The organism is Streptomyces sp. NPDC096040 (genome assembly GCF_040303265.1).
Lineage (GTDB): Bacteria > Actinomycetota > Actinomycetes > Streptomycetales > Streptomycetaceae > Streptomyces.
The window spans coordinates 78,062-104,873 of record NZ_JBEOTA010000023.1; the positions used below are offsets into that span (position 1 = coordinate 78,062).

The following is a 26,812-nucleotide window of genomic DNA, read 5'->3' on the forward strand; positions in this document are numbered from 1 at the left end:
GGTCAGCCCTCCTCCGTCAGCAGCGGATAGACGCCGTTCTCGTCGTGGTCCTCCCGGCCGGTGACCGGCGGGTTGAACACGCAGAGGCAGCGGAAGTCCTCCTTGACGCGCAGCGTGTGCCGCTCGTGCCCGTCGAGGAGGTACATGGTGCCGGGCGTGATCGTGTACGACGTCCCGGTCTCGTGGTCGGTCAGCTCGGCCTCGCCCTCGACGCAGACGACGGCCTCGATGTGGTTGGCGTACCACATCGACGTCTCCGTACCCGCGTACAGGATCGTCTCGTGTACCGAGAAGCCGACCCGCTCCTTGGCGAGGACGATGCGTTTGCTCTCCCAGGTCCCGGACGCGGCCTTGACATGCCGGTCGGTGCCTTCGATCTCCTTGAACGAACGGACGATCACGGTGGTGTACAGCCTCCTTGCTTGATCCTGGTCAGACGGTCTCCCGGACGGCCCGGGCGAGGATGCTCAGCCCCTCGTCCAGCTCGTCCGGGGTCACGGTCAGGGCGGGCAGCAGTTTGACGACCTCGCTCTCCGGCCCCGACGTCTCGATGAGCAGCCCGAGTTCGAACGCGCGCTTGGCGATCCGCCCGGCCCGCGCCTTCTCGTGGAACTCCATGCCCCACACCAGGCCACGTCCCCGGTACTCCCGCACATCGGCGAGGTTCTCCTCGACGATCGCGATGAGCCCCTGCTCGACCTGCTCGCCCTTGGCCCGGGTCTGCTTCTCCATCGCCGGACCGTCGGTCCAGTAGCTCTCCAGGGCGGCGGTCGCGGTGACGAAGGCGGGATTGTTGCCGCGGAAGGTGCCGTTGTGCTCGCCCGGCTCCCACACGTCCAGCTCGGGCCGGAACAGGCACAGCGACATGGGCAGCCCGTAGCCGCTGATGGACTTCGACACCGTGACGATGTCGGGCGTGATGCCGGACTCCTCGAAGGAGAAGAAGGCGCCGGTCCGCCCGCAGCCCATCTGGATGTCGTCGACGATCAGCAGCATGTCCTGCCGCTCGCACAACTCCTTGAGGGCGCGCAGCCATTCGGGCCGGGCGACGTTGATGCCGCCCTCGCCCTGCACGGTCTCCACGATCACCGCGGCGGGCTTGTTGAGTCCCGACCCCTGGTCCTCGAGCAGCCGCTCGAACCAGAGGAAGTCCGGGACGGTGCCCTCGAAGTAGTTGTCGAAGGGCATCGGCGTCCCGTGCACCAGCGGGATCCCGGCCCCGGCCCGCTTGAACGCGTTGCCGGTGACGGCGAGCGACCCGAGGGACATCCCGTGGAAGGCGTTGGTGAACGACACGATCGCCTCGCGCCCCTTCACCTTCCGCGCCAGCTTCAGCGCGGACTCCACGGCGTTGGTGCCGGTCGGCCCGGGGAACATGACCTTGTACGGCAGGTCGCGCGGCCGCAGCACCAGGTCCTGGAAGGTCTGCAGGAACGACCGCTTGGCGGTGGTCGACATGTCGAGGCCGTGGGTGACCCCGTCCCGTTCCAGATAGTCGAGCAACGCCCGTTTCAGCACCGGGTTGTTGTGGCCGTAGTTGAGTGATCCGGCGCCGGCGAAGAAGTCCAGGTACTCGTGGCCGTCCTCGTCGTACATCCGGCTGCCCCGGGCCCGGTCGAACACGGTGGGCCAGCCGCGGCAGTAGCTGCGGACCTCGGACTCCAGGGTCTCGAAGACACTCAGGTCGGGCTGGGTGATGGTCACAGGGGGCTCCTCAGTGCGATGTGGGGGTCAAGGGGCCGATGCGGTACAGGACTTCGGGGTCGTGCGGACCGTCGGGGAACTCGCCGGCCTCGAACAGCACCGTGCGCTCGACGGTGGCGCCGTGTCGGGCGGCGTACGAGGTGAAAAGCCGCTCGGAGGCGGTGTTCCCGGGCGTGATGGTGGTCTCGACGGCGGTGAGCGGCTGTTCGGCGGCCAGCCGCGCCGTCAGCCCGTCCAGCAGCTGCGCCGCGACACCGCGCCCGCGCTGCCCGGCGTCCACGGCCACCTGCCAGACGAGCAGCGTGTCCGGCCGGTCCGGCCGGGTGTATCCGGTCACGAACCCGACGGGCTCGCCGTCCGCACCGCGGGCCACCGCCGATGTGCCGGCGAAATCCCGGCACCACAGCAGATAGCTGTACGAGGAGTTCAGATCGAGGCTTCCGGAATCCTTTGCGATACGCCACAGGGCGGCGCCGTCGGTCACCATCGGGCGCTCGACGATCAGGTCTGCTTGTGGGGCAGTCATGCGGACTGAATTTAGCGAGGCAAATACAAAAATGCACGACAGGCGTCGTAGCCGGCTTGAACTGCCGTGCCTGTATGTCCCGATATTTACCGCCCCAAAGCGGGCAAATGACCCGGTATTGTGGAGTGCGTCACAGGGTTGAAACCTGGATGAAATTCCCCCGGTTTAGCTCCGCAAAAAGCGGGCAGAAGACTCGGGTAAGCCATCGATCAAAAGGGAATTCGGAATTGCTTTGAATTCAGGCTCTGGTAACGCTTTCGATACGCCGCCGATGGCGGGGGCAAGTCCCTCGGTGAGGGTGGCACCGACGGCGGCGCCACCCACCCCTTTCCGGCCCCTATCGCCAGACGGACTCCGCCGCCCGCCGGGCCCCCTCCAGGTCCACCGTCCGGCCCCGCTTCGCCAGCCCCGCGCCGAGCGCCGCCAGGCTCGACCGGACCGCGCCCACCGTCGCGTCCACCCCGTAGTGGTTCACCCGGATCATCTCCGTGGCCAGCGCGCCCCCGCCCGCGGCCAGCGGCAGTGTGCCGTCGCCCGCCAGGGCCTCGGCGACCAGCTCCGAGGCCACCACACCCGACGGCACCCGCAGCGTCGTGGCGACCGGTGCCGCGTCCGACTCCTCGTACACATACGGCTCCAGGCCGCCGCCCAGGGCCGCCGCCCCGGCCCGGGTGGCCAGCGCCGCCGTACGGTGACGGCGCATGACCGACTCCAGCCCGTCCGCCTCGATGCGCTCCAGGCACGCTTCAAGTGCCAGCATCTCCAGCTGGGCCGGCGCGTGCAGCAGCGCCTTGCGGCCGCCGTCGACCCAGCGCTCCTTCCAGTCCAGCAGCGACAGATACGACCGGCGCGGGGCCCGCGGGTTCGCCGCCATCCGGGCCCACGCCCGCTCGCTCACCGACACCGCCGAGACACCGGCCGGGCCGCCCATCGCCTTCTGTGCCCCGATCACGCACAGGTCGACGCCCCAGGCGTCCGGCAGCACCGGCTCGGCCCCGACCGACGCGACCGCGTCCAGGTAGAAGAGGGCTCCCTGCTCCCGTACCACCGCGCCGATCTCCGCGACCGGGTTGGTGTTGCCGGTCGCCGCCTCCGCGTGCACCAGGGAGACGAAGTCGATCTCCGGATGCTCGGCGAACGCCTCCTGGATCTGCGCGGCCGTCACCGCCGTGTGGAACGGCACCGTGAGGTCGATCACCGTCGCGCCGCAGTCCCGGAGCCAGTTCCCGAAGGTCTGCCCGTACGGGCCGGTGATCACGTTCAGCGCGGTCGTCCCCGGCCCCGCCGTCGCCCTGATCGCGCCCTCCAGCGGCAGCAGCGCCTCGCCCTGCATGATCACGACGTCCTGCCGGGTGTCCAGCAACCGGGCCACGCGGTCCTCGATCGCGGCGAAGTGCGCGGCGCTCAGCGGGGGCAGGTCGAGGAAGGGATGGGTCACGGCGGTGCTCTCTTCGCTCACGGAGGGGCAGATCAGCATGAGCGTAACCGGCACCCCTCCCGCCCCTTGGACCGGCGACTTCTTAGGCCGGACAGCCTCACCGCCATCGGTTTGGTTTGAGATACCCAAACATCTCCTTATAATCGGAACCCGCAAGCGGAATCCAAAGCTCCCCCACAGACTCACCGGAGGTCTCGTGACCACGCTCCTCGGGCGCCGCCGGGCTCGCGCCCTGGCCGCTGTCACCGCCGCGGCCGGGCTGGCCCTCGTGGCCGGCTGCACGTCGAGCGGCAACGGCTCCAGCGCCTCCAGGACGGCCGCGGGCGGGGTCGAACTCGTCAAGGCCGGCCAGCTCACCACCTGCACCCACCTCCCGTACCCGCCGTTCCAGTCGGAGGTCGACGGCAAGGTGCAGGGCTTCGACGTGTCGATGATCGACCTCGTCGCCAAGAATCTCGGCGTGAAGCAGCAGATCCTCGACACGCCGTTCGAGAACTTCAAGACGGGCGCGTTCCTCAACTCCGGCGAGTGCGACCTGGCCGCGGCCGGCATGACCATCACCGCCGAGCGCAAGAAGAACGTCGACTTCTCCGACCCGTACTTCGACGCCACCCAGGCCCTCCTGGTCGCCAAGGACAGCGGTATCACCTCGCTCGCCGACGCCAAGGCGAAGAAGGTCAAGCTGGGCACCCAGGCGCAGACCACCGGCGAGGACTACGCGAAGGCGCAGGGCTTCGACCCGGTCTCCTTCGAGTCCTCCGACGCCGTCCTCAACGGCCTGCGCACCGGCCAGGTCAAGGCCGTCGTCATCGACTACCCGGTGGTCCAGGGCTGGCTGAAGGACAAGGCCAACGCCGCCGCCTTCCAGGTCGCCGGGCAGATCAACACCGGTGAGCAGTACGGCTTCACGGTCAAGAAGGGCAACACCAAGCTCCTCGCCGCCGTCAACAAGGCGATCGCGGACGCCAAGGCCGACGGCACCTACAAGAAGCTGTACGAGAAGTGGATCGGCCCGTACGACGCGGCCGCCGCGTCTCCCTCCGCCTCATGACCGCCACGGACGCGGCACTACAGCCCCGCAAGAAGGGCCTGACCCGGCGTCAGAAGCGTCGGCTGTCGCGCGGTGTGCAGTACGTCGTCTTCGTCGCCGCCGTGATCGCCTTCGCGGTCGGCGCCGACTGGGGACGGCTGCGGAACCAGTTCGCCCAGTGGGACATCGCCAAGCAGATGTTCCCCGACGTCATCACGCTGGCCTTGAAGAACACCGTGCTCTACACGGTGTCCGGCTTCGTCGTCGGCCTGGCGCTCGGCATGCTGATAGCGCTGATGCGGCTGTCCTCCGTCGGCCCCTACCGCTGGCTGGCCGGCATCTACATCGAGATCTTCCGCGGCCTGCCCGCCCTGCTGATCTTCATCTTCATCGGGGTCGCGGTCCCGCTCGCCTTCCCCGGCACGGAGATCATCGGCGGTACCTACGGCAAGGTGGCCCTGGCCCTCGGCCTGGTCGCCGCCGCCTACATGGCCGAGACGATCCGCGCGGGCATCCAGGCGGTCCCCAAGGGCCAGCTGGAGGCGGCCCGTTCGCTGGGCTTCTCCCCGGCCCGCGCGATGGTCTCGATCGTCATCCCGCAGGCGTTCCGCATCATCCTCCCGCCTCTGACCAACGAACTGGTCCTGTTGTTCAAGGACTCCTCCCTGGTCCTGTTCCTCGGCGTCACCCTGGAGGAGCGCGAACTGTCCAAGTACGGCCGTGACCTGGCCAGTACCACCGCCAACTCCACGCCGATCCTCGTCGCCGGCCTGTGCTACCTGCTGGTCACGATCCCGCTCGGCTTCGTGGTGCGCCGTATGGAGGCGAAGGCCCAGGAGGCCGTCAAATGAGCCGACCCGAGATCGAGGTGAAGGACCTGCACAAGTCCTTCGGCGACAACGAGGTGCTGCGCGGCATCGACCTGGAGATCGGCCAGGGTGAGGTCGTGTGCGTCATCGGCCCGTCGGGCTCCGGCAAGTCCACGCTGCTCCGGTGCGTCAACCTCCTTGAAGAACCCACCAGGGGCAAGGTGTTCGTCGGCGGCACGGAGTTGACGGACCCCGACGTCGACATCGACGCCGTACGCCGCCGGATCGGCATGGTCTTCCAGCAGTTCAACCTCTTCCCGCACCTCACGGTGACCGAGAACCTCACGCTGCCGCAGCGCCGGGTCCTGAAGCGGGACAAGGCGACGGCGGCCCGGGTGGCCGTCGAGAACCTCCAGCGCGTCGGCCTCACGGAGAAGGCGAACGCCTACCCCGCCTCCCTCTCCGGCGGCCAGCAGCAGCGAGTGGCGATCGCCCGCTCGCTGTCGATGGGGCCCGAGGTGATGCTCTTCGACGAGCCGACCTCGGCCCTCGATCCGGAGCTGGTCGGGGATGTGCTGGCGGTGATGCGGATGCTGGCACAGGAGGGCATGACGATGATGGTCGTCACCCATGAGATGACCTTCGCGCGGGAGGTCGCCGACCGGGTGGTGTTCATGGACGGCGGAGTCGTAGTCGAGGACGGCACGCCGGACCAGGTCATCGGCAACCCGAGCCATGAGCGGACGCGCCACTTCTTGTCGAGGCTGCTGGATCCGGCGATGGCGAATGTGGAAGAGGACGGTTCCGCGTAGGACGCGCCCGCTGAGCAGCGCCCCAAAGGGGCGCGGGCTGTATCAGTATGCGGCTCCGCCGCGTGGGCGCGAGCAACCACGAACCACCCGCACCCGACGAACTATCGTGCGTGGTATGAGCGATCAAGCGGTGCTGCACGTGAAGGGCCGGGTCCTGGTGGGACCCGAGGACGTCCGCGACGAACTGTGGGTGGTGGGCGGCCGGGTCTCCTACGACCGTCCCGCCGGCGCCCGTGACCTCCGGACCGTCGAGGGCTGGGCGCTCCCCGGTCTCGTCGACGCCCACTGCCATGTCGGCCTCGGCCCGCACGGACCCGTCGACGCGGCGACCGCCGAGAAGCAGGCCCTCACCGACCGGGAGGCCGGCACGCTGCTGATCCGGGACGCCGGGTCGCCCTCCGACACCCGCTGGGTCGACGACCGCGAGGACCTCCCGAAGATCATCCGGGCCGGCCGGCACATCGCCCGCACCCGCCGCTACATAAGGAACTTCGCTCACGAGATCGAGCCGGAGGACCTGGTCGCGTATGTCGCCCAGGAGGCCCGGCGCGGCGACGGCTGGGTCAAGCTGGTCGGCGACTGGATCGACCGCGACCTCGGCGACCTGGCCCCCAGCTGGCCGAGGGAAGCGGTGGAGGCGGCGATCGCGGAGGCGCACCGGCTCGGCGCCCGGGTCACCGCCCACTGCTTCGCCGAGAACTCGCTCCAGGACCTGGTCGAGGCCGGCATCGACTGCATCGAGCACGCGACGGGCCTGACCGAGGAGCTGATCCCCCTCTTCGCCGCGCGCGGTGTCGCCATCGTCCCGACCCTCGTCAACATCGCCACCTTCCCGCAGCTCGCGGCGGGCGGCGACACCAGGTTCCCGCGCTGGTCGGCCCATATGCGCCGGCTCCACGAGCGCCGCTACGACACCGTCCGCGCCGCCTACGACGCCGGCATCCCGGTGTTCGTCGGCACGGACGCCGGCGGCACCCTCGCCCACGGTCTGGTCGCGGGCGAGGTCGCCGAGCTGGTGACCGCCGGGCTCCCGCCCGTCGACGCGCTCGCGGCGACCAGCTGGGCCGCCCGCGCCTGGCTCGGCAGGCCCGGCCTGGAGGAGGGCGCACCGGCGGACCTGGTGGTGTACGAGAGCGACCCGCGCGCGGACGTACGCGTCCTCGCATCCCCCCGGCGAGTGGTGCTGAACGGGCAGGTCGTCGAGTAAAGGAACTCCTGTGCCTACCGACTCGAATACATGCACGGAAAGCCCACTAATGAGTGAAGTAACGCAGGATTGCCGCCCGTTCACCCACAGTGCGTAATTCTTGGCGGGTCCCGAGCAAGTTTCCTCTGGGGGTCCCACCACCTTGAACAGCGACACATTCCGTATGCCCGCACGCCGTCTCGCGACCGTCGCGACCGCCACCGTCCTGGTCGCCGGTCCCGCGGCCCTGGCCGGCGCGGGCGCCGCACACGCGACCACCGACCAGGGTCGCGCCGGCGCGGTCGTCCTCCGCACCGGCCTGGACGTCTCCCTCCTCGACAAGACCGTGAACGTCCCGCTCGCGGTCTCCCTGAACGAGGTCCGGGCACCGCAGAGCGCCGACCGCACCGCGCTGACCGCCACGCTCGACGGAGTGGACGGTGGCAAGCCGTTCAGCGTCCTGGACGCGGACGTCGCCTCGGCGAAGGCGACGGTCTCCGACAGCCGGGCCGAGGGCTCGGTCCACCTCGCCCACGCCCGGCTGCACCTGCCGGGCCTGCCTCTGCTGTCCCTCGTCGAACTCGACACCGTCACCTCCAAGGCCACCTGCGAGACCGGCAGGCAGCCGGTGGCCTCCGCGAACGTGCTCGGCGCCGTCACGGTCCTCGGCAAGCGGGTGACGCTGAGCGCGGGCGGCCCCACCGACGTCAAGGTCCCCGGCGTCGGTGAGGTCCGCCTCGACCTGTCCAAGCGCGAGACGACTTCGAGAACGGCGGCGGCCAGCGCCCTCGAACTCAAGGTCTCCGTGAACCCGCTCAAGCTGAACGTGGCCGACGTGGAAGGAACGCTGACCCTGGCGAAGGCGACGTGCGAGACACCACCGGATCCTGCGGATCCTGCCGATCCGGTGGCCGACGTCAAGCCGCAGGGCGCCCCGGCGCAGGAGACCAAGCTGGCGGAGACGGGCGGGAGTTCGGTGACGCCGTATGTGGCGGGCGGAGCGCTCGCGCTCGTAGCGGCGGGTGGAGGAGCGGTGGCATTGGCTCGACGCAGGCGTTGACGCCCTGCTTTTGAGGGGCGCGGGGCGGTAGTCGATGTGCGGCTACCGCCGCGCGGACGCGACCAGCCACAGACAACCGGCACCCGACAACGGAGCGCAGTTCCCCCTTCACGCGCGTATCAACGTCAGCGCCTGATCAAGCGCCTGCAAAAACCCGTTCACCGTCACCCGATCCCGCACAGCGACCCGCAGCCACTCCTCATCCAGCCCGGGAAACGTGTCCCCCCGCCGCACCGCATACCCCAGTATCCGCAGTTGCCGGCGCACGGCGGCGGCTCCCGGCATCCTTACCAGCACGAACGGCCCCTCCGCAGGCCCCACCACCCGCACCCCGTCCGGCGCGAACTCATCGAGCCCCGCCACCAGATGGGCCCGGTCGGCCGCCCCCCGGTGAGCCGCGTGCGCCGCTTCCGCCAGCGCGCGCGGCGCCACACACGCCTCGGCCGCCACCAGCGCCGGCGACGACACCGGCCACAACGGCTGCGCCCGCGCCAACTCGGCGATGATCTCCGGCGCGGCCAGCACATAGCCGACCCGCAGCCCGGCCAGCCCCCATGTCTTCGTCAGACTGCGCAGCACCACCAGCCCCGGCACATCGGTCCGCCCGGCCAGCGCCTCCCGCTCACCCGGCACCGCGTCCATGAACGCCTCGTCGACCACCAGGGTCCGCCCGGGCCGGGCGAGCCGGGCGATCGCCTCGGCGGGATGCAGCACGGACGTCGGATTCGTCGGGTTCCCGACCAGCACCAGGTCGGCGTCCTCCGGAACGGCCGCCGGATCGAGCCCGAACCCCTCCGACTCCCGCAGCAGCACCCGGCCCACGGTGTGCCCCGCGTCCCGCAGCGCCGCCTCCGGCTCGGTGAACTGCGGATGCACCACCACCGGCCGGCGCACCCTCAGCGCACGCGCCAGCAGCACGAACGCCTCCGCCGCGCCCGCCGTCAGCAGCACCCGCTCCGCAGGCAGCCCGTGCCGCGCGGCGACCGCCGCCCGCGCCGCCCGCCCGTCGGGGTAGGCCGCGAGCCCGCCCAGCGATCCGGCGATCCGCTCCCGCAGCCAGGCCGGGGGAGTGTCGGCCCGCACATTGACCGCGAGGTCGACCAGCGCCGAACCGTGGTCACGGACCTCGGCGTCGCCGTGGTGCCGCAGATCGTGCCGGCCTCCGGAGCCGCCGGAGCCGTCGTCAGTGCGCATGCGCGTGCCCGCCATGATGGTGGTGGCCGTGGCCGTGGTGGTGACCCTCGTCGTCGGGGTGGAAGTGCGGCTGCTGCGGCAGCCCCACCTTGTCCTCGAAACCGGGCAGCGCGATCCGGTACACACACGAGTCGCAGTTCATCCGCACCTCGTCAGCTGCCGCCTCCCGGTATCGCTCCATCACCAGGTCGAGCAGCTCGGGCTCGGGCCCGATGACGTCCGCCGAACGCACCTCCGCCTCGGGGTGCGCGGCCGCCCAGCCCTCGGTCTGCTGCCGCACCCGCTCCGGCAGGATCCCGGTGAACAGGAAGTACGGGAGTACGACGATTCGGCGCGCCCCCAGTTTCAGACAGCGGTCGAGTCCGCTCGGCACGTCCGGCGCCGCCAGCGACACGAACGCCGTCTCCACACCGGCGTACCCGCGCCCCTCCCACAGCAGCCGCGCCGCCCTGTGCACCTCGGCGTTGGCGTCGGGGTCCGTGGAACCCCGGCCCACCAGCAGCACGGTCACGTCCGCCCGGTCCATCGGGGCGCGCCCCTCGCCGGCGCCCAGCGCCTCGTCCAGGCGTCGCTCAAGGATGGCCAGCAGCGAGGGGTGCGGGCCCAGCGGACGCCCGTACGTGTACGAGATCCCGGGGTGCCGTTCCTTCTCCCTGGCCAGCGCGGCCGGGATGTCGCCCTTGGCGTGCCCGGCGGAGACCAGCATCAGCGGTACGGCGGCGAAGCGCCGTACTCCCCGTTCCACCAGCTCGGTCACCGCCTCGCCCAGCGGGGGCGGGGACAGCTCGATGAAGCCGCCGGCGACGGGCAGTTCGGGGTGGCGGCGCCCCAGCTCCCGTACGAAGTCACGGAACGCCTCGGCCCCGGCGTCGTCCCGGGTGCCGTGGCCGGCGATGAGCAGGGCGGGCGGGGTGGTCACAGGCTCTCCTCGGAAGTGGGGTGGTACAGCAGGGCGTTGAGCGCGGCGGCGGCGACCGCCGAGCCGCCCTTCTCGGACACGTTGCTCACGGCGGGCAGCCTGCTCGCGCGCAACGCGGCCTTGGACTCGGCCGCGCCGACGAAACCGACGGGCAGACCGATGACGAGCGCGGGGGACGCGTCGAGCGTCAGCAGCTCCTCGAGGGCGGTCGGCGCACAGCCGATCACCCATAGGGCGCCGGGCCCGACCTCCTCGTACGCGAGCCGGACGGCATGTGCCGAACGGGTCAGCCCAGGGCCGGACCTGGCATCGCGCAGCCGGCACACCGTCTCCCGGCGGGTGATCCCGGCGGCGACCATCTCCACGTCCACGACGACCGGCGCCCCGGCGTGCAGCGCGGCATGCGCCCTCACCAGGTCGTCCTCGTCGGTCACGAGGTCGGCCGCGTACTCCAGGTCGGCGGCGGAGTGGATGACCCGCTCCACGACGGCGCGGGTCAGCGGCGGAAAGTGCGAGGTGTCGAGGCGGGCGCGCAGCCGCCGGAAGGACTCCTGCTCGATGGGATGGACGACCCGGTTCACTCGGCCCCCTCCGGAGCGGTCTCCTGCCAGCGGTAACCGCGCGGGGTGACCATGCGCCCGGCGATGTTCCTGGTCGCCGTGTTGCCCACGGTCACGACGGTCATCATGTCGACCCACGCCGGGTCCAGCGCGCCCAGGGTGGTCACACGGCTCGACTCGTCGGGACGTGAGGCGTTGCGTACGACACCGACCGGCGTCGTCGGCTCGCGGTGCTCGCCGAGGATGCCGAGCGCCTTGGGCAGCTGCCAGTCGCGGCCCCGGGAGCGCGGGTTGTAGAAGGTCACCACGATGTCCGCCGCGGCGGCGGCCCGTACCCGGCGCTCGATGACCTCCCACGGGGTGTGCAGGTCGGACAGGCTGATCGAGACATGGTCGTGGCCCAGCGGCGCACCCAGGATCGCCCCGGCGGCGAGGGCCGCGGTGACGCCCGGGACGCCGATCACGTCGATGTCGTCGGAGGCCTCGGCGAGCGCGGGGGAGGCCATGGCGTACACGCCGGCGTCCCCGCTGCCGATCAGCGCGACGGCATGCCCCGCACGCGCCTCGGCGACCGCGGTCCGCGCCCGCTCCTCCTCGGCGCCGAGCCCCGACTCCAGGACGCGGGTGCCGGGCCGCAGCAGGTCGCGGATCTGGTCGACGTACTGGTCGAGCCCGACGAGCACGGAGGCGCGCCGGAGTTCGGCCCTGGCCCGCGGGGTGAGCAGATCACGGGCGCCGGGTCCGAGCCCGACGACCGCGAGCCGCCCGCGCGCGAGCCGCCGTACGACCGCACAGGTCGCCATGGCCGGCTGAGCGCCCGACTTCCGCTTGGGCACGAGGAGTTCGCCCCCGCGCACCAGGGCCGCGGCCTCCGCGACGGACGGGGTGCCGACGGCGGCCAGGGGCGCGTCGGAGGGGTTGGGCACCTCCACGCCGGCCAGCTCCTCGGCGGAGTACGTCACCAGGGGGACCCCGAGCCGTGCTGCCGCCTCGACGATGCCGGGTTCGTCGGCCTTGGCGTCGACGGTGGCGAGTTCGGCGATGCTGCGAGGAGAGAGTCCCGCGTCCCGCAAGGCCCCCTCGATCAGGGTGAGCACCTCGTCGACGGGAGCGCTCCTGGAGGCGCCGACGCCCACGACGAGGGACGGCGGGCGCAACAGGACCTCGTGCTCGGCGGGTGCGACCGCGCGGTCGGTCAGCCGGACCGTGTACGCGCCCTCCTCGGCCAGCGGCAGCGGCGGCAGCGGCCACGTCAACTCGGTGCGCAGGGCGACCGGTTCGCCGTCAAGGAGCGCCCGCGACACGATCGCCAACGAGCCCTCGACCGGGAAGCCGAGAGTGTCGAGGCCGGGCAGCCCGACGGAGTCCGTCGCGGTGGTCACCACCGGCTGGGCGGCCAGCACCTCGCCCACCTCCCGGGCGAGTTCGTTCGCACCACCCGCGTGCCCGCCGACCAGGGACACGGCGAACCGCCCGCCCTCGTCGACGCACACCACACCCGGGTCGGTCGTCTTCTCGTCCAGCAGCGGGGCGATCAGCCGTACCACCGCCCCCGTGGCCAGGAAACACACCAGTTGCCCGCACTCCGCGAACGCGGACCGCACGGCGTCCCCGACCGGACCGTCGTACACCCGCGTGCGGTCCGGCCACGCCGCGGCCAGCCGGTCGCGCGCCGCCGCCCCCGCCGCGGTGGCGGAAATGAGGCCGATCACTGAGCAACTCCTTCTTCGAAAAGGGGGATTCGGGTCCCCCACAGCAGAAACACGGGGTTGGCCGCCGCCAGCCGGGTCACATCCCCCGGCAGCGGCGCGAGACGCGACGACTGCAGCAGCACCCCGTCGCAGGAGAACCCGGCACCGGTGAGCGCCTCGCGCGCCGCCGGCACCCGGTCCAGGGCGGCCAGCGCGACCACCACCGACCGCCGGGCACGCAGCGCGCAGGCGCCGACGACCGCGGGCAGCTCGCCGCCACCCCCACCGACGAACACGGCGTCGGGATCGGGGAGCCCGGCCAGGGCGTCCGGCGCCGTACCGTGCACCACCTCCACGTACACGCCGTGCGCCCGCGCGTTGGCGGCGATCCGCTCGACCCCGTCCGTGGCCTTCTCCACGGCGACTACGGCCGCCCCGAGGCGTGCGCACTCCACCGCCACGGACCCGGAGCCCGCGCCGACGTCCCAGACCAGGTCGCCGAGGCGCGGCCCGAGCCGGGCCAGCGCCAGCGCCCGTACCTCGAACTTCGTGATCATCGAGTCGCGGTGTGCGAACTCCCCTTCGTCCAGGGCCCATCGGGCAGGCCCGGCAGGCACCCCGGCGACGGTACGCACCGCACCGAGCGCCCGTGCCGCGTCCAGGCACAGCACCACGCTGACGTCCGCTCCCCAGTCCCGGCCGGCGGCCTCGGCGGGCGTGACCCACTCCACCCGCTCCCGCTCCGGATCACCGAGCGCGCTCGCCACGACGAGCCGCCGGTCCGCCGGCACCGTGGCCCCCAGCTCCGCCGGGCCCGCCCCCGGCCCCGTCAGCACCGCCACCTTCGGATGCGCCCGGCACACGTGTACCGCCGTACGCGGCTCCCGCCCGTGCGCGCTCACCACCACCGCGTCGTCCCACGGCAGCCCGACCCGCGCGAACGCGGCGGCGACGGACGACACGCCGGCCCGCACCTCGAGCCGCTCCGGCCCGAACCGTTCGGCCAGCGCCCGCACGATCCCGAAGAACCCGGGGTCCCCGGAGGCCAGCACGACCACGGACCGGTCCTTGCCGGCGTACTCCTCGATGGCGTCGAGCGCGGGCGCCAGCGGCCCGAGGACGATCCGCCCGGCCCCCTCCGGCAGCCGGACCGCGTCCAGGTGCCGCCGCCCGCCGACCACCAGCTCGGCCCCGGCCAGCGACTCCGGCGGCAGGGGCACCCCCGTCCCCGTACCGATGACCGTGATCATGTACTGGCCCCTCGCTCGCGCAGCGCCTTCCGGGCCTCCGGGTCGGCCTTGCGGAAGCCGTGGAAGTGGCCCGGGTGGTAGAGGTGCGAGCGGGTGCCGTGGGCGTCCAGGGCGGGGCCGACCAGGAAGAGGGTGTGCTTCCAGAGCTTGTGCTCCTTGACCGTCTCCTCCAGCGTCTCGATCGTGCACCGCACGATCAGCTCCTCCGGCCAGGTCGCCTGATAGGCGACGACGACCGGCGTGGACGTCGGATAGCCGCCCTCCAGCAACTCCCGCACCAGCTGCCCGCTGCGCGCGGCGGACAGGAAGATCGCCATGGTGGTGCCGTGCCGGGCGAACTCCCGGACCTCCTCGCCCGGCGGCATCGGCGTCTTGCCGCCGCCGAGCCGGGTGAGGACGACGGACTGCGCGACCTCGGGAATGGTCAGCTCGCGCTGGGCGAGCGCCGCGACGGCCGAGAAGGAGGACACACCCGGCACGATCTCGACCTCGACGCCGATCCCGGCACACCGGTCGACCTGCTCCTGCGTACCGCCCCACAGGGCCGGATCGCCGGAGTGGATCCGGGCGACCCGCAGCCCTTCGGCCCGCGCCCGCTCGTACACGGCGACGACGTCCTCCAGGGACATCGTGGCCGAGTCGAGGATCTCCGCGTCCTCGCGCGCGTGCTGAAGGACCTCCGCCTGGACCAGGCTCGCGGCCCAGATCACCACGTCGGCCTCGGCGATCGCGCGCGCGGCCCGGAACGTCAGCAGGTCGGCGGCGCCGGGGCCGGCACCGACGAAGGTCACCTTGCCGGCGGGAGCAGCGGCATCGGCCATGGAAAATCGGTCCTCTCTGGACAAACGGTGTTACCGGTGTTGCTGGATGTGCGCTGGGGCCGGTCGATCGGATAGCAAGGGCACATGGCGGTCTTCGTCGCGCTCGGCGCGTTCCTGATGACGCTGGCCGGCGGCTGGACGGCACAGCGCGTGACCGACCGCCGCCATCTGGTCCTGGGCCTGGCCGGCGGCCTGATGCTCGGGGTGGTCGGCCTCGACCTGCTGCCGGAGGCGCTGCACGCGGCCGGCCGGGAGATCTTCGGCGTACCGGCCGCCCTGCTGCTCTTCGTGACCGGCTTCCTGCTGGCCCATCTGGTGGAACGCACGCTGGCCCTCCGCCAGGCCGCGCACGGCGGCGCCGAGCACGGTCACCGGGCGCCCGAGGTGGGCCTGACGGCGGCCGGCGCGATGGTCGGGCACAGCGCGATGGACGGCGTGGCGATCGGCGCGGCCTTCCAGGTGGGCGGCGGCATGGGCGCGGCGGTGGCGCTGGCCGTGATCGCGCACGACTTCGCGGACGGCTTCAACACGTTCACCATCACGAGTCTCTACGGCAACGCGCGCCGCCGGGCGGTAGGGATGCTGGTCGCCGACGCCTGCGCACCCGTCCTCGGCGCCCTGTCCACCGTCTTCTTCACCCTTCCAAAGACCGTGCTCGGCGGCTATCTCGGCCTCTTCGGCGGTGTCCTGCTCTACCTGGCCGCCGCCGAGATCCTCCCCGAGGCCCACCACGAACACCCGGCCCGCTCCACCCTGCTGTGCACGGTCGCCGGCGCCGCCTTCATCTGGCTGGTGGTGGGCATCTCGGGTTGACGCGCTCACAGCTTCCCGCCTCTGCCACCGTCCCGGCGCGGGGGCGCGATGAGTGTGGAGAGGTACGGCAGCGGGGAGCCGTCGAGTTCGGCGGCGGGCCGGATGGACTCCTCGTCCAGCCCGAGCGCCGACCCCCACACGGCGTCCTCGATCCGCCCGGTCTCCCGCAGCGCCTCCGCGACGGCGCCGGCCTGCCGCCCGAACTTGTACGCCACGACCGTCCCCGGCCCGCTCAGCGCGTCCTTCAGCACCTCGGCACCCGCCGTCACCGGCACCAGCGTCAGCGGCTCGGTCCCCTCGGTGAGCACGGCCCCGGAGCGGGCGGCGAGGTCCTGCATGGCGGTGATACCGGGCACGGTCTCCACAACCACGTCCGGCACCAGCCCGGTGATGGTCTGCGCGAGATAGGTGAACGTCGAATAGACGTTGGGATCCCCGATGGTGGCGAAGGCGACCACCCCATGCCCACGCAGCAACTCGGCGACCTTGGCGCCGGCCGCGTCCCAGGCGGCCTCCCGCCGCCCCCGGTCGCTGCGCTCGTTGAGCGCGAACACGACGCGTACGACCTTCTCCGCGTCGACGTAGTGCAGCACGGTCGCCTCCGCACGCCCCCGCTCCCCGCTGTCCATCACCGGTACGACGACGACATCGGCCGCGCGCAGAGCGTTGACCCCCTTGACGGTCACCAGCTCGGGGTCACCGGGACCCACCCCGACTCCGATCAACCTGCTGTTGCTCATGACGTCCGGCACCTCTCCACGAACCTTCGGGCCACACCGGGCTCGGACGCCCAGTGCGTGTGCAGATAACTCGCGTGCACACCCTGCTGTACAAAACCCTCGACCCGCGGCCGAGGAGTACGCACACCCCACGCGGGCGCCGCACCGGTCCCCGGCTCGACCGTGGTCCGGTGAAACTCATGCCCCCGCATCCGCGTCCCGGCGACGGCCAGCACACTGTCGCTCACGGCGACGGCGTCCTGGTAGCCGAGAGTCAGCCGCTCGGTCATCCGCGCACGGACATCCAGCACGCCACACATCGCCAGCCCGTCCAGCTCCTGGCACAGATAGAGCAGCCCGGCACACTCGGCGGCGACCGGTGCACGGCTCTCCGCGAGGGCGGCGACGCCCTTCCGCAGAGGCTCGTTGGCGGACAGCTCGGCGGCGTAGACCTCGGGGAAGCCACCGCCGATGACCAACCCACGTGTTCCGTCGGGCAGTTGCTCGTCCCGCAGGGGGTCGAAGGGCACGACTTCGGCCCCGGCCGCGACGAGCAGCTCGGTGTGCTCGGCGTAGGAGAAGGTGAAGGCGGCCCCGGAGGCCATCGCAACGACAGGCCTACCACTCGGCCCGTCCGGCGTTTGAGGACGAGGCCCTTCGGGCCGAAGCGGGGGCCCGGGGGCGCCAGCCCCCGAAACGGGGGCCGAAGGGGCGCCAGCCCCTGGGGATGGGACGGGCAGGGGCGGCGGGGGCGAGGAAACCAAGGCCTCAGCCGGATCCCAGGCCGCACACGACAACGCTCCCGCACCCCGCGCCAGCCCCAGCAACTCCTCCAGATCACACCCCCGCTCCACCTGCGCCGCCATCGCGGCAACCGCGTCCACCGCCTCGCCCCGCCGCTCGGCGACCGGCACCAACCCCAGGTGCCGAGACGGCGTATCCACCTGAGCCACCCGCCGCAGCACCCCGAACACCGGCACCCCGGAAGACTCCAGCGCCTCCCGCAGCAACTCCTCGTGCCGGTCCGACGCCACCTTGTTCAGGATCACGCCCCCGACCCGCACCTCCGGATCCCAGGACGCGAACCCGTGCACCAGCGCCGCCACCGACCGCGACTGCGACGACGCGTCCACGACCAGCACCACTGGCGCCCGCAGCAGCTTCGCGACATGAGCGGTGGACGCCAGTTCACCCTCCCCGGCGGCCCCGTCGTACAGCCCCATCACACCCTCGACCACGGCGATGTCGCATCCCCGCGCACCGTGCGCGAACAGCGGTCCGACCAGCTCCGGCCCGCACAGATACGCGTCGAGGTTCCGCCCCACCCGCCCGGTCGCGAGCGCGTGGTACCCGGGGTCGATGTAGTCCGGCCCGACCTTGTGCGGGGACACGGCGAGCCCCCGCGCGGCGAACGCGGCCATCAACCCCGTGGCAACGGTGGTCTTGCCGCTGCCGGAGGAGGGCGCGGCGATGACCAGCCGTGGGACGGAAACGGAACTCACCACGACATCACCACTCGATGCCCCTCTGCCCCTTCTGTCCCACGTCCATCGGATGCTTGACCTTGGACATGTCGGTGACGAGGTCGGCGAAGTCCACCAGCTTCTCGGGCGCGTTCCGCCCGGTGATCACGACATGCTGGTTCCCGGGCCGGTTCCGCAGCGCCTCGACGACCTCGTCCGTGTCCACCCACCCCCAGTGCATGGGGTACGCGAACTCGTCGAGCACGTACAGCTGGTACGTCTCGGCCGCCAGGTCACGCTTGACCTGCTCCCAGCCCTCCCGGGCCTTCTCCTCGTTGCTGAAGTTGTCACCCTGGAGGTCCCGCTGCACCCAGGACCAGCCCTCGCCCATCTTGTGCCAGGCGACGGTCCCGCCCTCCCCGGAGTCCCCGAGGACGCGCAGTGCCCGCTCCTCGCCGACCTTCCACTTCGCCGACTTGACGAACTGGAACACCCCGATGGGCCACCCCTGGTTCCAGGCCCGCAGCGCGAGCCCGAACGCGGCGGTGGACTTGCCCTTGCCGACGCCGGTGTGCACGACGACCAGCGGCCGGTTCCGACGCTGACGAGTCGTCAGCCCGTCGTCCGGCACGACACTCGGCTGTCCCTGCGGCACTACGCGGCCCTCCTCTGCACGTCCTTCACCAGTCCGGCGATCGAGTCCGCCCGCAACTCGTCGAGCGTCACCGCCGTACCGCCCAGCTCACCGGCGAGCTGCCCGGCGAGCCCCAGCCGTACCGGCCCCGACTCGCAGTCCACGACCACGGAGGCGACCCCGCCGGCCGCGAACAGCCGGGCCGCCCGCCCGGCGAGTGCGACCGGCTCCGGTCCGCCCGTGGCCCGCCCGTCCGTCACCACGACCATCAGCGCCCGCCGCGCCGGATCCCGCAACCGCTCCACCCGCAGCACGTCATGCGCCTTGAGCAGCCCGGCGGCGAGGGGCGTACGACCCCCGGTCGGCAGCGACTCAAGGCGGGCCGCCGCCGCGTCCACGGAGGAGGTCGGCGGCAGCGCCACATCGGCCGCCGCCCCCCGGAACGTCACCAGACCCACCTTGTCCCGCCGCTGATAGGCGTCGAGCAGCAGCGACAGCACGGCCCCCTTCACGGCGCCCATCCGCTGCCGGGCCGCCATCGACCCGGACGCGTCGACCAGAAACAGTACGAGGTTGCCCTCACGCCCCTCCCGGGTCGCCTGCCGCAGATCGTCCCGCCGGACCACAAGCCCCGGCCCGGACCGCCCGCGCGCCCGCTGGTGCGGGGCGGCCGCCTGCACGGTCGCCGCCAGGTGCAGCTTGGTCAGGGCCCCCCGGGGCCGCCGCGCACCCGTCGTACGCCCGTGCTCGGTCCGCGCCCGGGACCGCCGGCCGGCGGCGCCCGCGCCGATCCCCGGCACGGTCAGCACCTTGGTGCGGAAGGGCTCGGCGGCCCGCGTCGGCGCCTGCTCGCCCGAGCCGCCGCCGGAGGCCTGCGGCTCGCCGTCCTCCCCGGCCTCGGGCCGCGCACCCGTGTCGCCGCCCTGCGGGGCACCGTCGTCGGGCGCGGGCTGTCCGCCGCCCCCGCCGGGACCGTCCGGATCGGGATCGTCGTCCTCGGACTCTCCCGAGAACTCCTCCAGCGTCCGGTCCAGCCTGTCCTCGTCGAGCCCCGGCGCGTCAAAGGGGTTACGGCGCCTGCGGTGCGGCAGCGCGAGCAGCGCGGCCTGCCTGACGTCCTCCGCCAGTACGTCGGTCCGCCCGGCCCACGCGGCCAGCGCGGTCGCCGTCCGCGCCATCACGATGTCGGCGCGCATGCCGTCGACCTCGAAGGCCGCACAGGTCGCCGCGATCTGCCGCAGCGCCCCGTCGCCCAGCCGCACCGATGGCAGCAACGCCCGTGCCGCCACGATCCGTTGCCGTACGGCCGCCTCCTCGTCGACCCAACGCGCCGCGAAACCCGCCGGATCGTCGTCATGGGCGAGCCGCCGCCGTACCACCTCCACCCGCTGGTCGGGCTCGCGTGAGGCGGCCACCTCCACCGTCAGACCGAACCGGTCCAGCAGCTGCGGCCGCAGCTCGCCCTCTTCGGGGTTCATGGTGCCGACGAGCAGGAACTTCGCCGCATGCCGTACGGAGACACCCTCACGCTCCACGTACGAGGCGCCCATCGCGGCCGCGTCCAGCAGCAGGTCGACCAGGTGGTCGTGGAGGAGGTTGACCTCGTCGACGTAGAGGATGCCCCGGTGGGCGTCGGCCAGCAGGCCCGGCTCGAAGGCCTTCACGCCCTCCGCCAGGGCCCGTTCTATGTCGAGGGCGCCGACCAGCCGGTCCTCGGAGGCGCCGACCGGCAGTTCGACCATGCGTGCCGGGCGGGACTCGAAGGCACCCGGCTCGTGCGGCCCGTCCGGGCAGGCCGGGTCCGGTGCGGCCGGGTCGCAGGAGAAACGGCAGCCGGCGACGACGTCCACGGCCGGCAGCAGCACCGACAGGGCCCGCACGGCGGTGCTCTTCGCGGTGCCCTTCTCGCCGCGCACCAGTACTCCGCCGACCGCCGGTGACACGGCGTTCAGCAGCAGCGCCAGCCGCAGGTCGTCCTGACCCACGACGGCCGTAAAGGGGAAGGGGGTGGTCACTGGTCGCCCTCCAAGTCGCCTTCGAGCTCCAGGTAGGTGGCGCGCAGCCGCTCCAGGGTGTCCGCGTCCGGCTCGGCCCACAGGCCCCGGTCGGCGGCCTCCAGGAGCCGTTCGGTGATGCCGCGCAGCGCCCACGGGTTGGACTTCTTCATGAAGTCCCGGTTCTCCGCGTCGAAGACGTACTCCGCGCTGAGTTTCTCGTACATCCAGTCGTCCACGACCCCGGCCGTGGCGTCGTACCCGAAGAGGTAGTCGACGGTCGCCGCCATCTCGAAGGCGCCCTTGTAGCCGTGCCGCCGCATGGCCGCCATCCAGCGCGGGTTGACCACCCGGGCCCGGAAGACCCGGTGGGTCTCCTCGCCGAGGGTACGGGTCCTCACCTGGTCGGGCGTGGCCGAATCACCCACGTACGCCTCGGGGTTGGCGCCGGTCAGATGGCGCACCATCGCGACCATGCCGCCGTGGTACTGGAAGTAGTCGTCGGCGTCGACGAGGTCGTGCTCGCGGGTGTCCACGTTCTTCGCGGCGACGGCGATCCGCTTGAACGCGGTCTCCATGTCCCCGCGCGCCGCCCGCCCGTCGAGCCCGCGCCCGTAGGCGTAACCGCCCCAGACGGCGTACACCTCGGCGAGGTCCGCGTCCGACCGCCAGTTGCGGGCGTCGATCAGCGGCAGCAGCCCGGCGCCGTACGCCCCCGGCTTGGAGCCGAAGATACGGGCGGTGGCGCGCCGCCGGTCGCCGTGCTCGGCGGTGTCCTCGTCGGCGTGCGCGCGCACGTAGTTGCGGTCGGCGGGTTCGGCCAGCTCGGCGACCCTGCGCACGGCGTCGTCGATCAGCCCGACCACGTGCGGGAACGCGTCCCGGAAGAAGCCGGAGATACGGACCGTGACATCGATGCGGGGCCGGCCCAGTTCGTCCAGGGGGACCACCTCGAAGCCGGTCACCCGCCGCGACGCCTCGTCCCAGACCGGACGGCAGCCCAGCAGCGCCAGGATCTCGGCGATGTCGTCGCCCTGGGTGCGCATGGCGGAGGTGCCCCACACCGTCAGCCCGACGGACTTCGGATACTCGCCGGTGTCCTGGAGGTACCGCTGCACCAGCGAGTCGGCGAGGGACTGGCCGACCTCCCAACTCAGCCGGGAGGGAATGGCCTTGGGGTCGACCGAGTAGAAGTTGCGGCCGGTGGGGAGCACGTTGACCAGCCCGCGCGTGGGCGAACCGGAGGGACCGGCGGGAACGTAACCCCCGTCAAGTGCCTTGAGGATGTGGCCGATCTCGTCCGTGGTGCGTGCCAGCCGGGGCACGACCTCGGCGCAGGCGAACTCCAGCACCGCTACGGCTTCCGGGAGTTCGGTGCCGAGCACCTCCCGTACCAGCGCCCGGCTCTCGGTGACGGCCCAGCCCCGCTGCTCCATGCCCTCCGCGACCCGGCGGCACAGCTGCTCCAGCAGGTCGATCGCGTCGGCTGCCGTACGCGACGGACCCTCCACGAGATCCGTCAGCTCCACCGGCACCTTCACCGGCGCGCCGGGCTCGGCCAGCAACTCCTTCTCGCTGAGCCCGAAACGGGCCGCGAAGGATGCCCTGAGTCCCGGCAGCGCGTTGGCCTGGCCGCCCCACACCTGCGAGGCCCGCAGCACGGCGAGCACCAGGTTCACCCGTGCCTCGCCGACCGGCCCGCCGCCGAGAATGTGCAGGCCGTCGCGGATCTGCACGTCCTTGATCTCGCACAGGTAGCCGTCGATGTGCATCACGAACTCGTCGAAGTCGGCGTCGTCCGGCTGGTCGTCCACATGCAGGTCGTGATGCAGCTCGGCCGCCTTGACCAGCGTCCAGATCTGCGCCCGCACGGCCGGCGCCTTCGCCGGGTCCAGGTCGGAGACCAGCGCGTACTCGTCGAGCAGCTGCTCCAGCTTGGCCAGGTCGCCGTAGGTGTCGGCCCGGGCCATCGGCGGAACCAGATGATCGACGACGGTGGCGTGCCCGCGCCGCTTGGCCTGGGTGCCCTCGCCGGGGTCGTTGACGATGAACGGGTAGATCAGGGGGAGGTCACCGAGGACCGCGTCCGGCGCACAGCCGGCGCTCAGCCCGAGCCCCTTGCCGGGCAGCCACTCCATCGTGCCGTGCTTGCCCATGTGCACGATCGCGTCCGCGCCGAAGCTGTTTTCCAGCCACCGATAGGCGGCCATGTAGTGATGCGACGGCGGCATGTCCGGGTCGTGGTAGATCGCGATCGGGTTCTCGCCGAAGCCGCGTGGCGGCTGGATCATCACCACGACGTTCCCGAACCGGAGGGAGGCGAGGACGATGTCCTCCCCGTCGACGTAGAGGGAGCCCGGCGGCTCGCCCCACGCCTGAGTCATCGCGTCCCGCAGCTCCGGGTCGAGCTTCTCGAACCACGCCCGGTAGTCAGCGAGCGGCACCCGTGCGGGCGCGACGGCCAGCTGCTCCTCGGTCAGCCACTCCACGTCGTGCCCGCCGGCCGCGATCAGGCGATGGATCAACTCGTCGCCGTCGGCGGGGTATTCGGTGACGCCGTAGCCGGCCGCCTTGAGGGCGTCAAGGACCCGCACCGCCGACGCCGGTGTGTCCAGACCGACCGCGTTGCCGACCCGCGAGTGCTTGGTCGGATACGCGGTGAAGACCAGCGCGACACGCTTCTCCCCGTTCGGCTTGTGCTTCAACCGGGCGTGCCGTACGGCGATCCCGGCGACGCGCCCGGCCCGCTCGGGATCGGCGACGTACACCGGGACATCGTCCGGGCCCTGCTCCTTGAAGGAGAACGGCACGGTGACCAGACGGCCGTCGAACTCCGGGATGGCGACCTGCATCGCCGCGTCCATGGGGGAGAGGGCGGCGTCGGACTCGCCCCAGGCCTGCCGGGAGGAGGTCAGGCAGAGGCCTTGCAGCACCGGGACGTTCAGATCGGCGAGCGCCCCGACGTCCCAGGCCTCCTCGTCACCGCCGGCCGAGGCCTGCGAGGCGTGGGTGCCGCCGGCGGCCAGCACGGTGGCGACCAGCGCGTCGGCCCCGGCGAGGATCTCGTACAGCCCGGCGTCCGCCCCACGCAGCGAACCGCAGTACACCGGAAGGGCGTTGGCGCCACGCGCCTCGATCGCGTCGCACAGGGTGTCCACGAAGGCGGTGTTGCCGCTCAGTTCATGGGCCCGGTAGAAGAGCACCCCGACCGTGGGGCGGCCTTCCCGGATCTCGTAGGAGCCGTGCACCCCGAACTCGGGCATCTTCTGCGGCTCGGCGAACCCCTCGCCGGTCAGCAGCACGGTGTCCGACAGGAACCGGGACAGCTCCAGCAGGTTCGCGGGCCCGCCCTCGACGAGATAGCGCAGCGCTTCCGCGACCACACCCGCCGGTACCGACGACTCGGCCATCAACTCGGCGTCCGGCACTGCCTCGCCGCCAAGAAGCACGGTCGGCACACCGGACGCCCGGAGCACGGCGAGCCCGTCCTCCCAGGCCCGTTTGCCGCCCAGCAGCCGTACGACGGCGATGTCCGCGCCCTCGATCAGCGCGGGCAGCTCCTCCGCGACGTCGACGCGCGTCGGATTGCCGATCCGGTAGTCCGCACCGGCAGCGGCCCGGGCCGCCAGCAGATCGGTGTCGGCGGTCGACAACAACAACACAGTGCTCATGCGGGCGCTCCCGGTGGGATGAAAGGCAGTCCTTGCGGCGCGCCCGACTCGATGAGCCGCCAGAGCGCGTCGGTGTCCGCGTGCTGTTCGATCAGGTCGCCGAGCCGGTCGAGCTGCTCCTCGCGCAGCGCGGCGAACGAGGTGTCGGGGGCCGGCACGAACCGGCGGCCCGCGGCGGCCGCCACCTCGCGCAGAAAGGCCCGGCGGAAACCGTCCGACTCCAGGGAGCCGTGCCAGTGGGTGCCCCAGGTCTGCCCGACCCGGCAGCCGTCCAGGAAGGGCTCGCCTCCGGTCACCTCGGCGACCCCGTGATGGATCTCGTACCCCTCGACCCGCTCGCCGAGGGCCTCCCCGACGGGCCGGGTGAGGGTCTTCTCCCGGGCGAACCGCACCCGTACGGGCAGCACCCCGAGGCCGGCCACCTGCCCGCGCCGGCTCTCGACGTCGTCCTCGATGTGCTCCCCGAGGACCTGGAAGCCACCGCAGACGCCGAGCACGGGTCGCTGCTCGGCGGCCCTGCGCCGCAGCGCGTCCGCCAGCCCCCGCTCCCGCAGCCATTCCAGGGCCCGGACCGTCCCCCGGGTTCCCGGGACCACGACGAGATCGGCGTCGGCCAGTTCCTCGGGCCGGTCCACGAACCGCACCACGACACCCGGTTCCGCGGCCAGCGCGTCCACGTCCGTGAAGTTGGACATCAGGGGGATGGCACAGACGGCGACCCGCAGCACGTCCGCGCCGACGGGCGGGGCGACGTTCGACTCGCGGACGGTGCCGCGCAGCGAGACACGGAGCCCGTCCTCCTCGTCGATCCCGAGGCCGTGCCGGAACGGCAGGACGCCGTAGGTGTGCCGCCCGGTGAGCCCGTGGAGCATGTCGAGGCCGGGCTCCAGCAGGGAGACATCGCCCCGGAACTTGTTGACGAGGAACCCGGCGACGAGAGCCTGGTCCTCCGGCGACAGGAGGGCGACGGTACCGAAGAAGGAGGCGAACACGCCCCCGCGGTCGATGTCGCCGACGACGAGCACGGGCATCCGCGCGTTGCGCGCGATCCCCATGTTCACGATGTCGGTCCGGCGCAGATTGATCTCCGCCGGACTGCCCGCCCCCTCACAGATCACCGCGTCATACGTGCCCCGCAACTCGGCGAGACAGTCGAGCACGGTCCCGAGCAGCTTCTGCTGCCGCCCGCCGTGGTATCCGCGGGCACTCAGCTCACCGACCGGCTTCCCGAGCAGCACGACCTGACTGCTCTGCTCGCCGCCAGGCTTGAGCAGCACGGGGTTCATCAGCGCGGTCGGCTCGACCCGGCAGGCCTGCGCCTGCATGGCCTGCGCCCGCCCGATCTCGGCGCCCTCGCGTGTGACGAAGGAGTTGAGGGACATGTTCTGCGCCTTGAACGGCGCGACCTCGACGCCCTGCCGCGCCAGCCACCGGCAGATACCGGCGGTGACCACACTCTTGCCGGCATCGGAGGTGGTACCGGCTACGAGGAGACCTCCGCCGTTCATGACGTCCTTCCCGAAAGCGACGCCAGCAGCAGGGACCCGGCCGCGCCGACCCCCAACGCCAGCCATCCGACCCGCCGTGACAACCGCACGGCCCGGTAGATGTCGCGGACCTCCACGGCACGCCCCTCCCGGTTCAGCACGGGCCGATGCTCGATCCGCCCGCCGTACGACAGCGTCCCGCCGAGCCGTACCCCCAGCGCCCCCGCGAACGACGCTTCCACCGGCCCGGCGTTGGGGCTCGGGTGCTTCGCCGCATCGGCCCGCCAGGTCCGTACGGCCCCCCGGCCGTCACCTCCGGCGACGGCGGCCAGTACGGCGGTGAGCCGTGCCCCCGGCCACCCCGCCACGTCGTCCAGTCGCGCCGAAGCCCACCCGTAGCGCCGGTAACGGGCCGACTTGTGGCCCACCATGGCGTCCAGGGTGTTGACGGCCCGGAACCCGAGCAGCCCCGGCACCCCGCCCACGGCGCCCCACACCAGCGCACCCACGACCGCGTCGCTCGTGTTCTCGGCGACGGACTCCACGACCGCCCGGGCGATCCCGTCGGCGTCCAGGGACTGCGGATCCCGCCCGCACAGATGCGGCAGCCGGGCGCGCGCCGCCTCCACATCGCCCGCCTCCAGGGCACGCCCGATGGCGCCGGCCTCGCGGGCGAGTGAAGTGCCCCCGACGACGGCCCAGGTGGCGGTCGCGGTGAGCGCGACGGAAGCGGCGGTGGAGGGTCGTACGAGCCGCTGGGCGGTGGCGCCCAGGGTCACGGCACCGCCGGCGCACACCGCGGTGTGCAGGGCGCCCCACCCGCGGTGGTCCCGCCACAGCAGCCGTTCCACGGTCCCGGCCGTCCGCCCGAACGCGGCGACCGGATGCCCCCGGCGCGGATCGCCGAACAGCAGATCACCGAGAAGGCCGGCGGCGGCGCCGTACGCGAAGACGCGACCGGCACCCATCGGCTCAGCCGGCCGAAGAGTCGGGGACGGGTCGGGTACTCAACCTCGGTCGGCAGCCGCGCA

The 26,812-nt window shown here is 72.2% G+C and carries 23 protein-coding genes; 6 read left to right on the forward strand and 17 right to left on the reverse strand.

Going from position 1 to position 26,812, the window contains the following annotated elements:
- Nucleotides 1-2: 2 nt before the first annotated feature.
- The 4 genes from ABTY98_RS29015 to ABTY98_RS29030 form a co-directional block, all read right to left on the reverse strand.
- A complete protein-coding gene (locus tag ABTY98_RS29015; RefSeq protein ID WP_352223975.1) occupies nucleotides 3-401 on the reverse strand; it encodes an ectoine synthase in 399 nt (132 codons plus the stop codon).
- A gap of 31 nt (nucleotides 402-432) precedes the next feature.
- Entirely contained in the window at nucleotides 433-1,704 is a 1,272-nt protein-coding gene (gene ectB, locus ABTY98_RS29020) for a diaminobutyrate--2-oxoglutarate transaminase (RefSeq protein ID WP_352223977.1), read from the reverse strand.
- Between the two features lie 10 nt (nucleotides 1,705-1,714).
- Entirely contained in the window at nucleotides 1,715-2,230 is a 516-nt protein-coding gene (gene ectA, locus ABTY98_RS29025) for a diaminobutyrate acetyltransferase (RefSeq protein ID WP_352223978.1), read from the reverse strand.
- 337 nt (nucleotides 2,231-2,567) lie between these two features.
- Nucleotides 2,568-3,668: a pyridoxal-phosphate-dependent aminotransferase family protein gene (locus ABTY98_RS29030; protein ID WP_352224053.1), complete on the reverse strand. Its 1,101-nt coding sequence runs from the start codon at nucleotides 3,666-3,668 to the stop codon at nucleotides 2,568-2,570.
- 196 nt (nucleotides 3,669-3,864) lie between these two features.
- On the opposite strand from ABTY98_RS29030, the gene ABTY98_RS29035 reads away from it, so the two are divergent.
- From ABTY98_RS29035 to ABTY98_RS29055, 5 genes are all read left to right on the forward strand, one after another.
- Entirely contained in the window at nucleotides 3,865-4,719 is an 855-nt protein-coding gene (locus ABTY98_RS29035; RefSeq protein WP_352223979.1) for an ABC transporter substrate-binding protein, read from the forward strand.
- Nucleotides 4,716-5,549, forward strand: coding sequence for an amino acid ABC transporter permease (locus ABTY98_RS29040; protein WP_352223980.1), 834 nt, complete (start codon nucleotides 4,716-4,718; stop codon nucleotides 5,547-5,549). Before ABTY98_RS29035 ends, ABTY98_RS29040 begins: the two co-directional genes overlap by 4 nt.
- Nucleotides 5,546-6,319, forward strand: a complete 774-nt coding sequence (locus ABTY98_RS29045; RefSeq protein WP_352223981.1) for an amino acid ABC transporter ATP-binding protein — start codon at nucleotides 5,546-5,548, stop codon at nucleotides 6,317-6,319. Before ABTY98_RS29040 ends, ABTY98_RS29045 begins: the two co-directional genes overlap by 4 nt.
- A 115-nt stretch (nucleotides 6,320-6,434) precedes the next feature.
- On the forward strand, nucleotides 6,435-7,526 hold the full coding sequence (locus ABTY98_RS29050) for an amidohydrolase family protein (protein WP_352223983.1): 1,092 nt from the start codon (nucleotides 6,435-6,437) through the stop codon (nucleotides 7,524-7,526).
- A gap of 142 nt (nucleotides 7,527-7,668) precedes the next feature.
- Nucleotides 7,669-8,565: an SCO1860 family LAETG-anchored protein gene (locus ABTY98_RS29055; RefSeq protein ID WP_352223984.1), complete on the forward strand. Its 897-nt coding sequence runs from the start codon at nucleotides 7,669-7,671 to the stop codon at nucleotides 8,563-8,565.
- A gap of 108 nt (nucleotides 8,566-8,673) precedes the next feature.
- Here ABTY98_RS29055 and cobC read toward each other — a convergent pair whose 3' ends face one another.
- From cobC to cobM, 6 genes are read right to left on the reverse strand one after another with little or no spacing between them, the layout of a single operon-like run.
- The gene (gene cobC, locus ABTY98_RS29060) at nucleotides 8,674-9,759 is read right to left on the reverse strand and encodes an Rv2231c family histidinol phosphate aminotransferase CobC (protein WP_352223985.1); all 1,086 of its coding nucleotides are present in this window, start codon (nucleotides 9,757-9,759) and stop codon (nucleotides 8,674-8,676) included.
- Nucleotides 9,749-10,678 (reverse strand): sirohydrochlorin chelatase, encoded by a 930-nt coding sequence (locus ABTY98_RS29065; RefSeq protein ID WP_352223986.1) that lies wholly within the window; start codon nucleotides 10,676-10,678, stop codon nucleotides 9,749-9,751. The genes cobC and ABTY98_RS29065 overlap by 11 nt, the downstream gene beginning before the upstream one ends.
- Complete coding sequence (locus ABTY98_RS29070; RefSeq protein WP_352223987.1) at nucleotides 10,675-11,259, reverse strand: precorrin-8X methylmutase; 585 nt, start codon at nucleotides 11,257-11,259, stop codon at nucleotides 10,675-10,677. The genes ABTY98_RS29065 and ABTY98_RS29070 overlap by 4 nt, the downstream gene beginning before the upstream one ends.
- Complete coding sequence (gene cobJ, locus ABTY98_RS29075; RefSeq protein ID WP_352223988.1) at nucleotides 11,256-12,950, reverse strand: precorrin-3B C(17)-methyltransferase; 1,695 nt, start codon at nucleotides 12,948-12,950, stop codon at nucleotides 11,256-11,258. The genes ABTY98_RS29070 and cobJ overlap by 4 nt, the downstream gene beginning before the upstream one ends.
- The gene (gene cbiE / locus ABTY98_RS29080) at nucleotides 12,947-14,179 is read right to left on the reverse strand and encodes a precorrin-6y C5,15-methyltransferase (decarboxylating) subunit CbiE (protein WP_352223989.1); all 1,233 of its coding nucleotides are present in this window, start codon (nucleotides 14,177-14,179) and stop codon (nucleotides 12,947-12,949) included. Before cbiE ends, cobJ begins: the two co-directional genes overlap by 4 nt.
- On the reverse strand, nucleotides 14,176-15,000 hold the full coding sequence (gene cobM, locus ABTY98_RS29085; RefSeq protein ID WP_352223990.1) for a precorrin-4 C(11)-methyltransferase: 825 nt from the start codon (nucleotides 14,998-15,000) through the stop codon (nucleotides 14,176-14,178). The genes cbiE and cobM overlap by 4 nt, the downstream gene beginning before the upstream one ends.
- A gap of 84 nt (nucleotides 15,001-15,084) precedes the next feature.
- On the opposite strand from cobM, the gene ABTY98_RS29090 reads away from it, so the two are divergent.
- The gene (locus ABTY98_RS29090) at nucleotides 15,085-15,813 is read left to right on the forward strand and encodes a ZIP family metal transporter (protein WP_352223991.1); all 729 of its coding nucleotides are present in this window, start codon (nucleotides 15,085-15,087) and stop codon (nucleotides 15,811-15,813) included.
- A 5-nt stretch (nucleotides 15,814-15,818) separates the two neighbouring features.
- On the opposite strand, the gene cobI is transcribed toward ABTY98_RS29090, so the two are convergent.
- From cobI to ABTY98_RS29125, 7 genes are read right to left on the reverse strand one after another with little or no spacing between them, the layout of a single operon-like run.
- Nucleotides 15,819-16,565, reverse strand: coding sequence for a precorrin-2 C(20)-methyltransferase (cobI, locus tag ABTY98_RS29095; RefSeq protein ID WP_352223992.1), 747 nt, complete (start codon nucleotides 16,563-16,565; stop codon nucleotides 15,819-15,821).
- A complete protein-coding gene (locus tag ABTY98_RS29100; RefSeq protein ID WP_352223993.1) occupies nucleotides 16,550-18,037 on the reverse strand; it encodes a cobyrinic acid a,c-diamide synthase CobB in 1,488 nt (495 codons plus the stop codon). The genes cobI and ABTY98_RS29100 overlap by 16 nt, the downstream gene beginning before the upstream one ends.
- A gap of 4 nt (nucleotides 18,038-18,041) precedes the next feature.
- A complete protein-coding gene (gene cobO / locus ABTY98_RS29105; RefSeq protein ID WP_352223995.1) occupies nucleotides 18,042-18,650 on the reverse strand; it encodes a cob(I)yrinic acid a,c-diamide adenosyltransferase in 609 nt (202 codons plus the stop codon).
- Nucleotides 18,650-20,644, reverse strand: coding sequence for a putative cobaltochelatase (locus ABTY98_RS29110; protein ID WP_352223996.1), 1,995 nt, complete (start codon nucleotides 20,642-20,644; stop codon nucleotides 18,650-18,652). The genes cobO and ABTY98_RS29110 overlap by 1 nt, the downstream gene beginning before the upstream one ends.
- A complete protein-coding gene (gene cobN, locus ABTY98_RS29115; protein ID WP_352223997.1) occupies nucleotides 20,641-24,294 on the reverse strand; it encodes a cobaltochelatase subunit CobN in 3,654 nt (1,217 codons plus the stop codon). The genes ABTY98_RS29110 and cobN overlap by 4 nt, the downstream gene beginning before the upstream one ends.
- On the reverse strand, nucleotides 24,291-25,802 hold the full coding sequence (locus tag ABTY98_RS29120; protein ID WP_352223998.1) for a cobyric acid synthase: 1,512 nt from the start codon (nucleotides 25,800-25,802) through the stop codon (nucleotides 24,291-24,293). Before ABTY98_RS29120 ends, cobN begins: the two co-directional genes overlap by 4 nt.
- Nucleotides 25,799-26,749 carry a cobalamin biosynthesis protein gene (locus ABTY98_RS29125; protein WP_352223999.1) on the reverse strand — a complete coding sequence of 317 codons (951 nt, stop codon included), beginning with the start codon at nucleotides 26,747-26,749 and terminating at the stop codon, nucleotides 25,799-25,801. Before ABTY98_RS29125 ends, ABTY98_RS29120 begins: the two co-directional genes overlap by 4 nt.
- Nucleotides 26,750-26,812 lie beyond the last annotated feature (63 nt).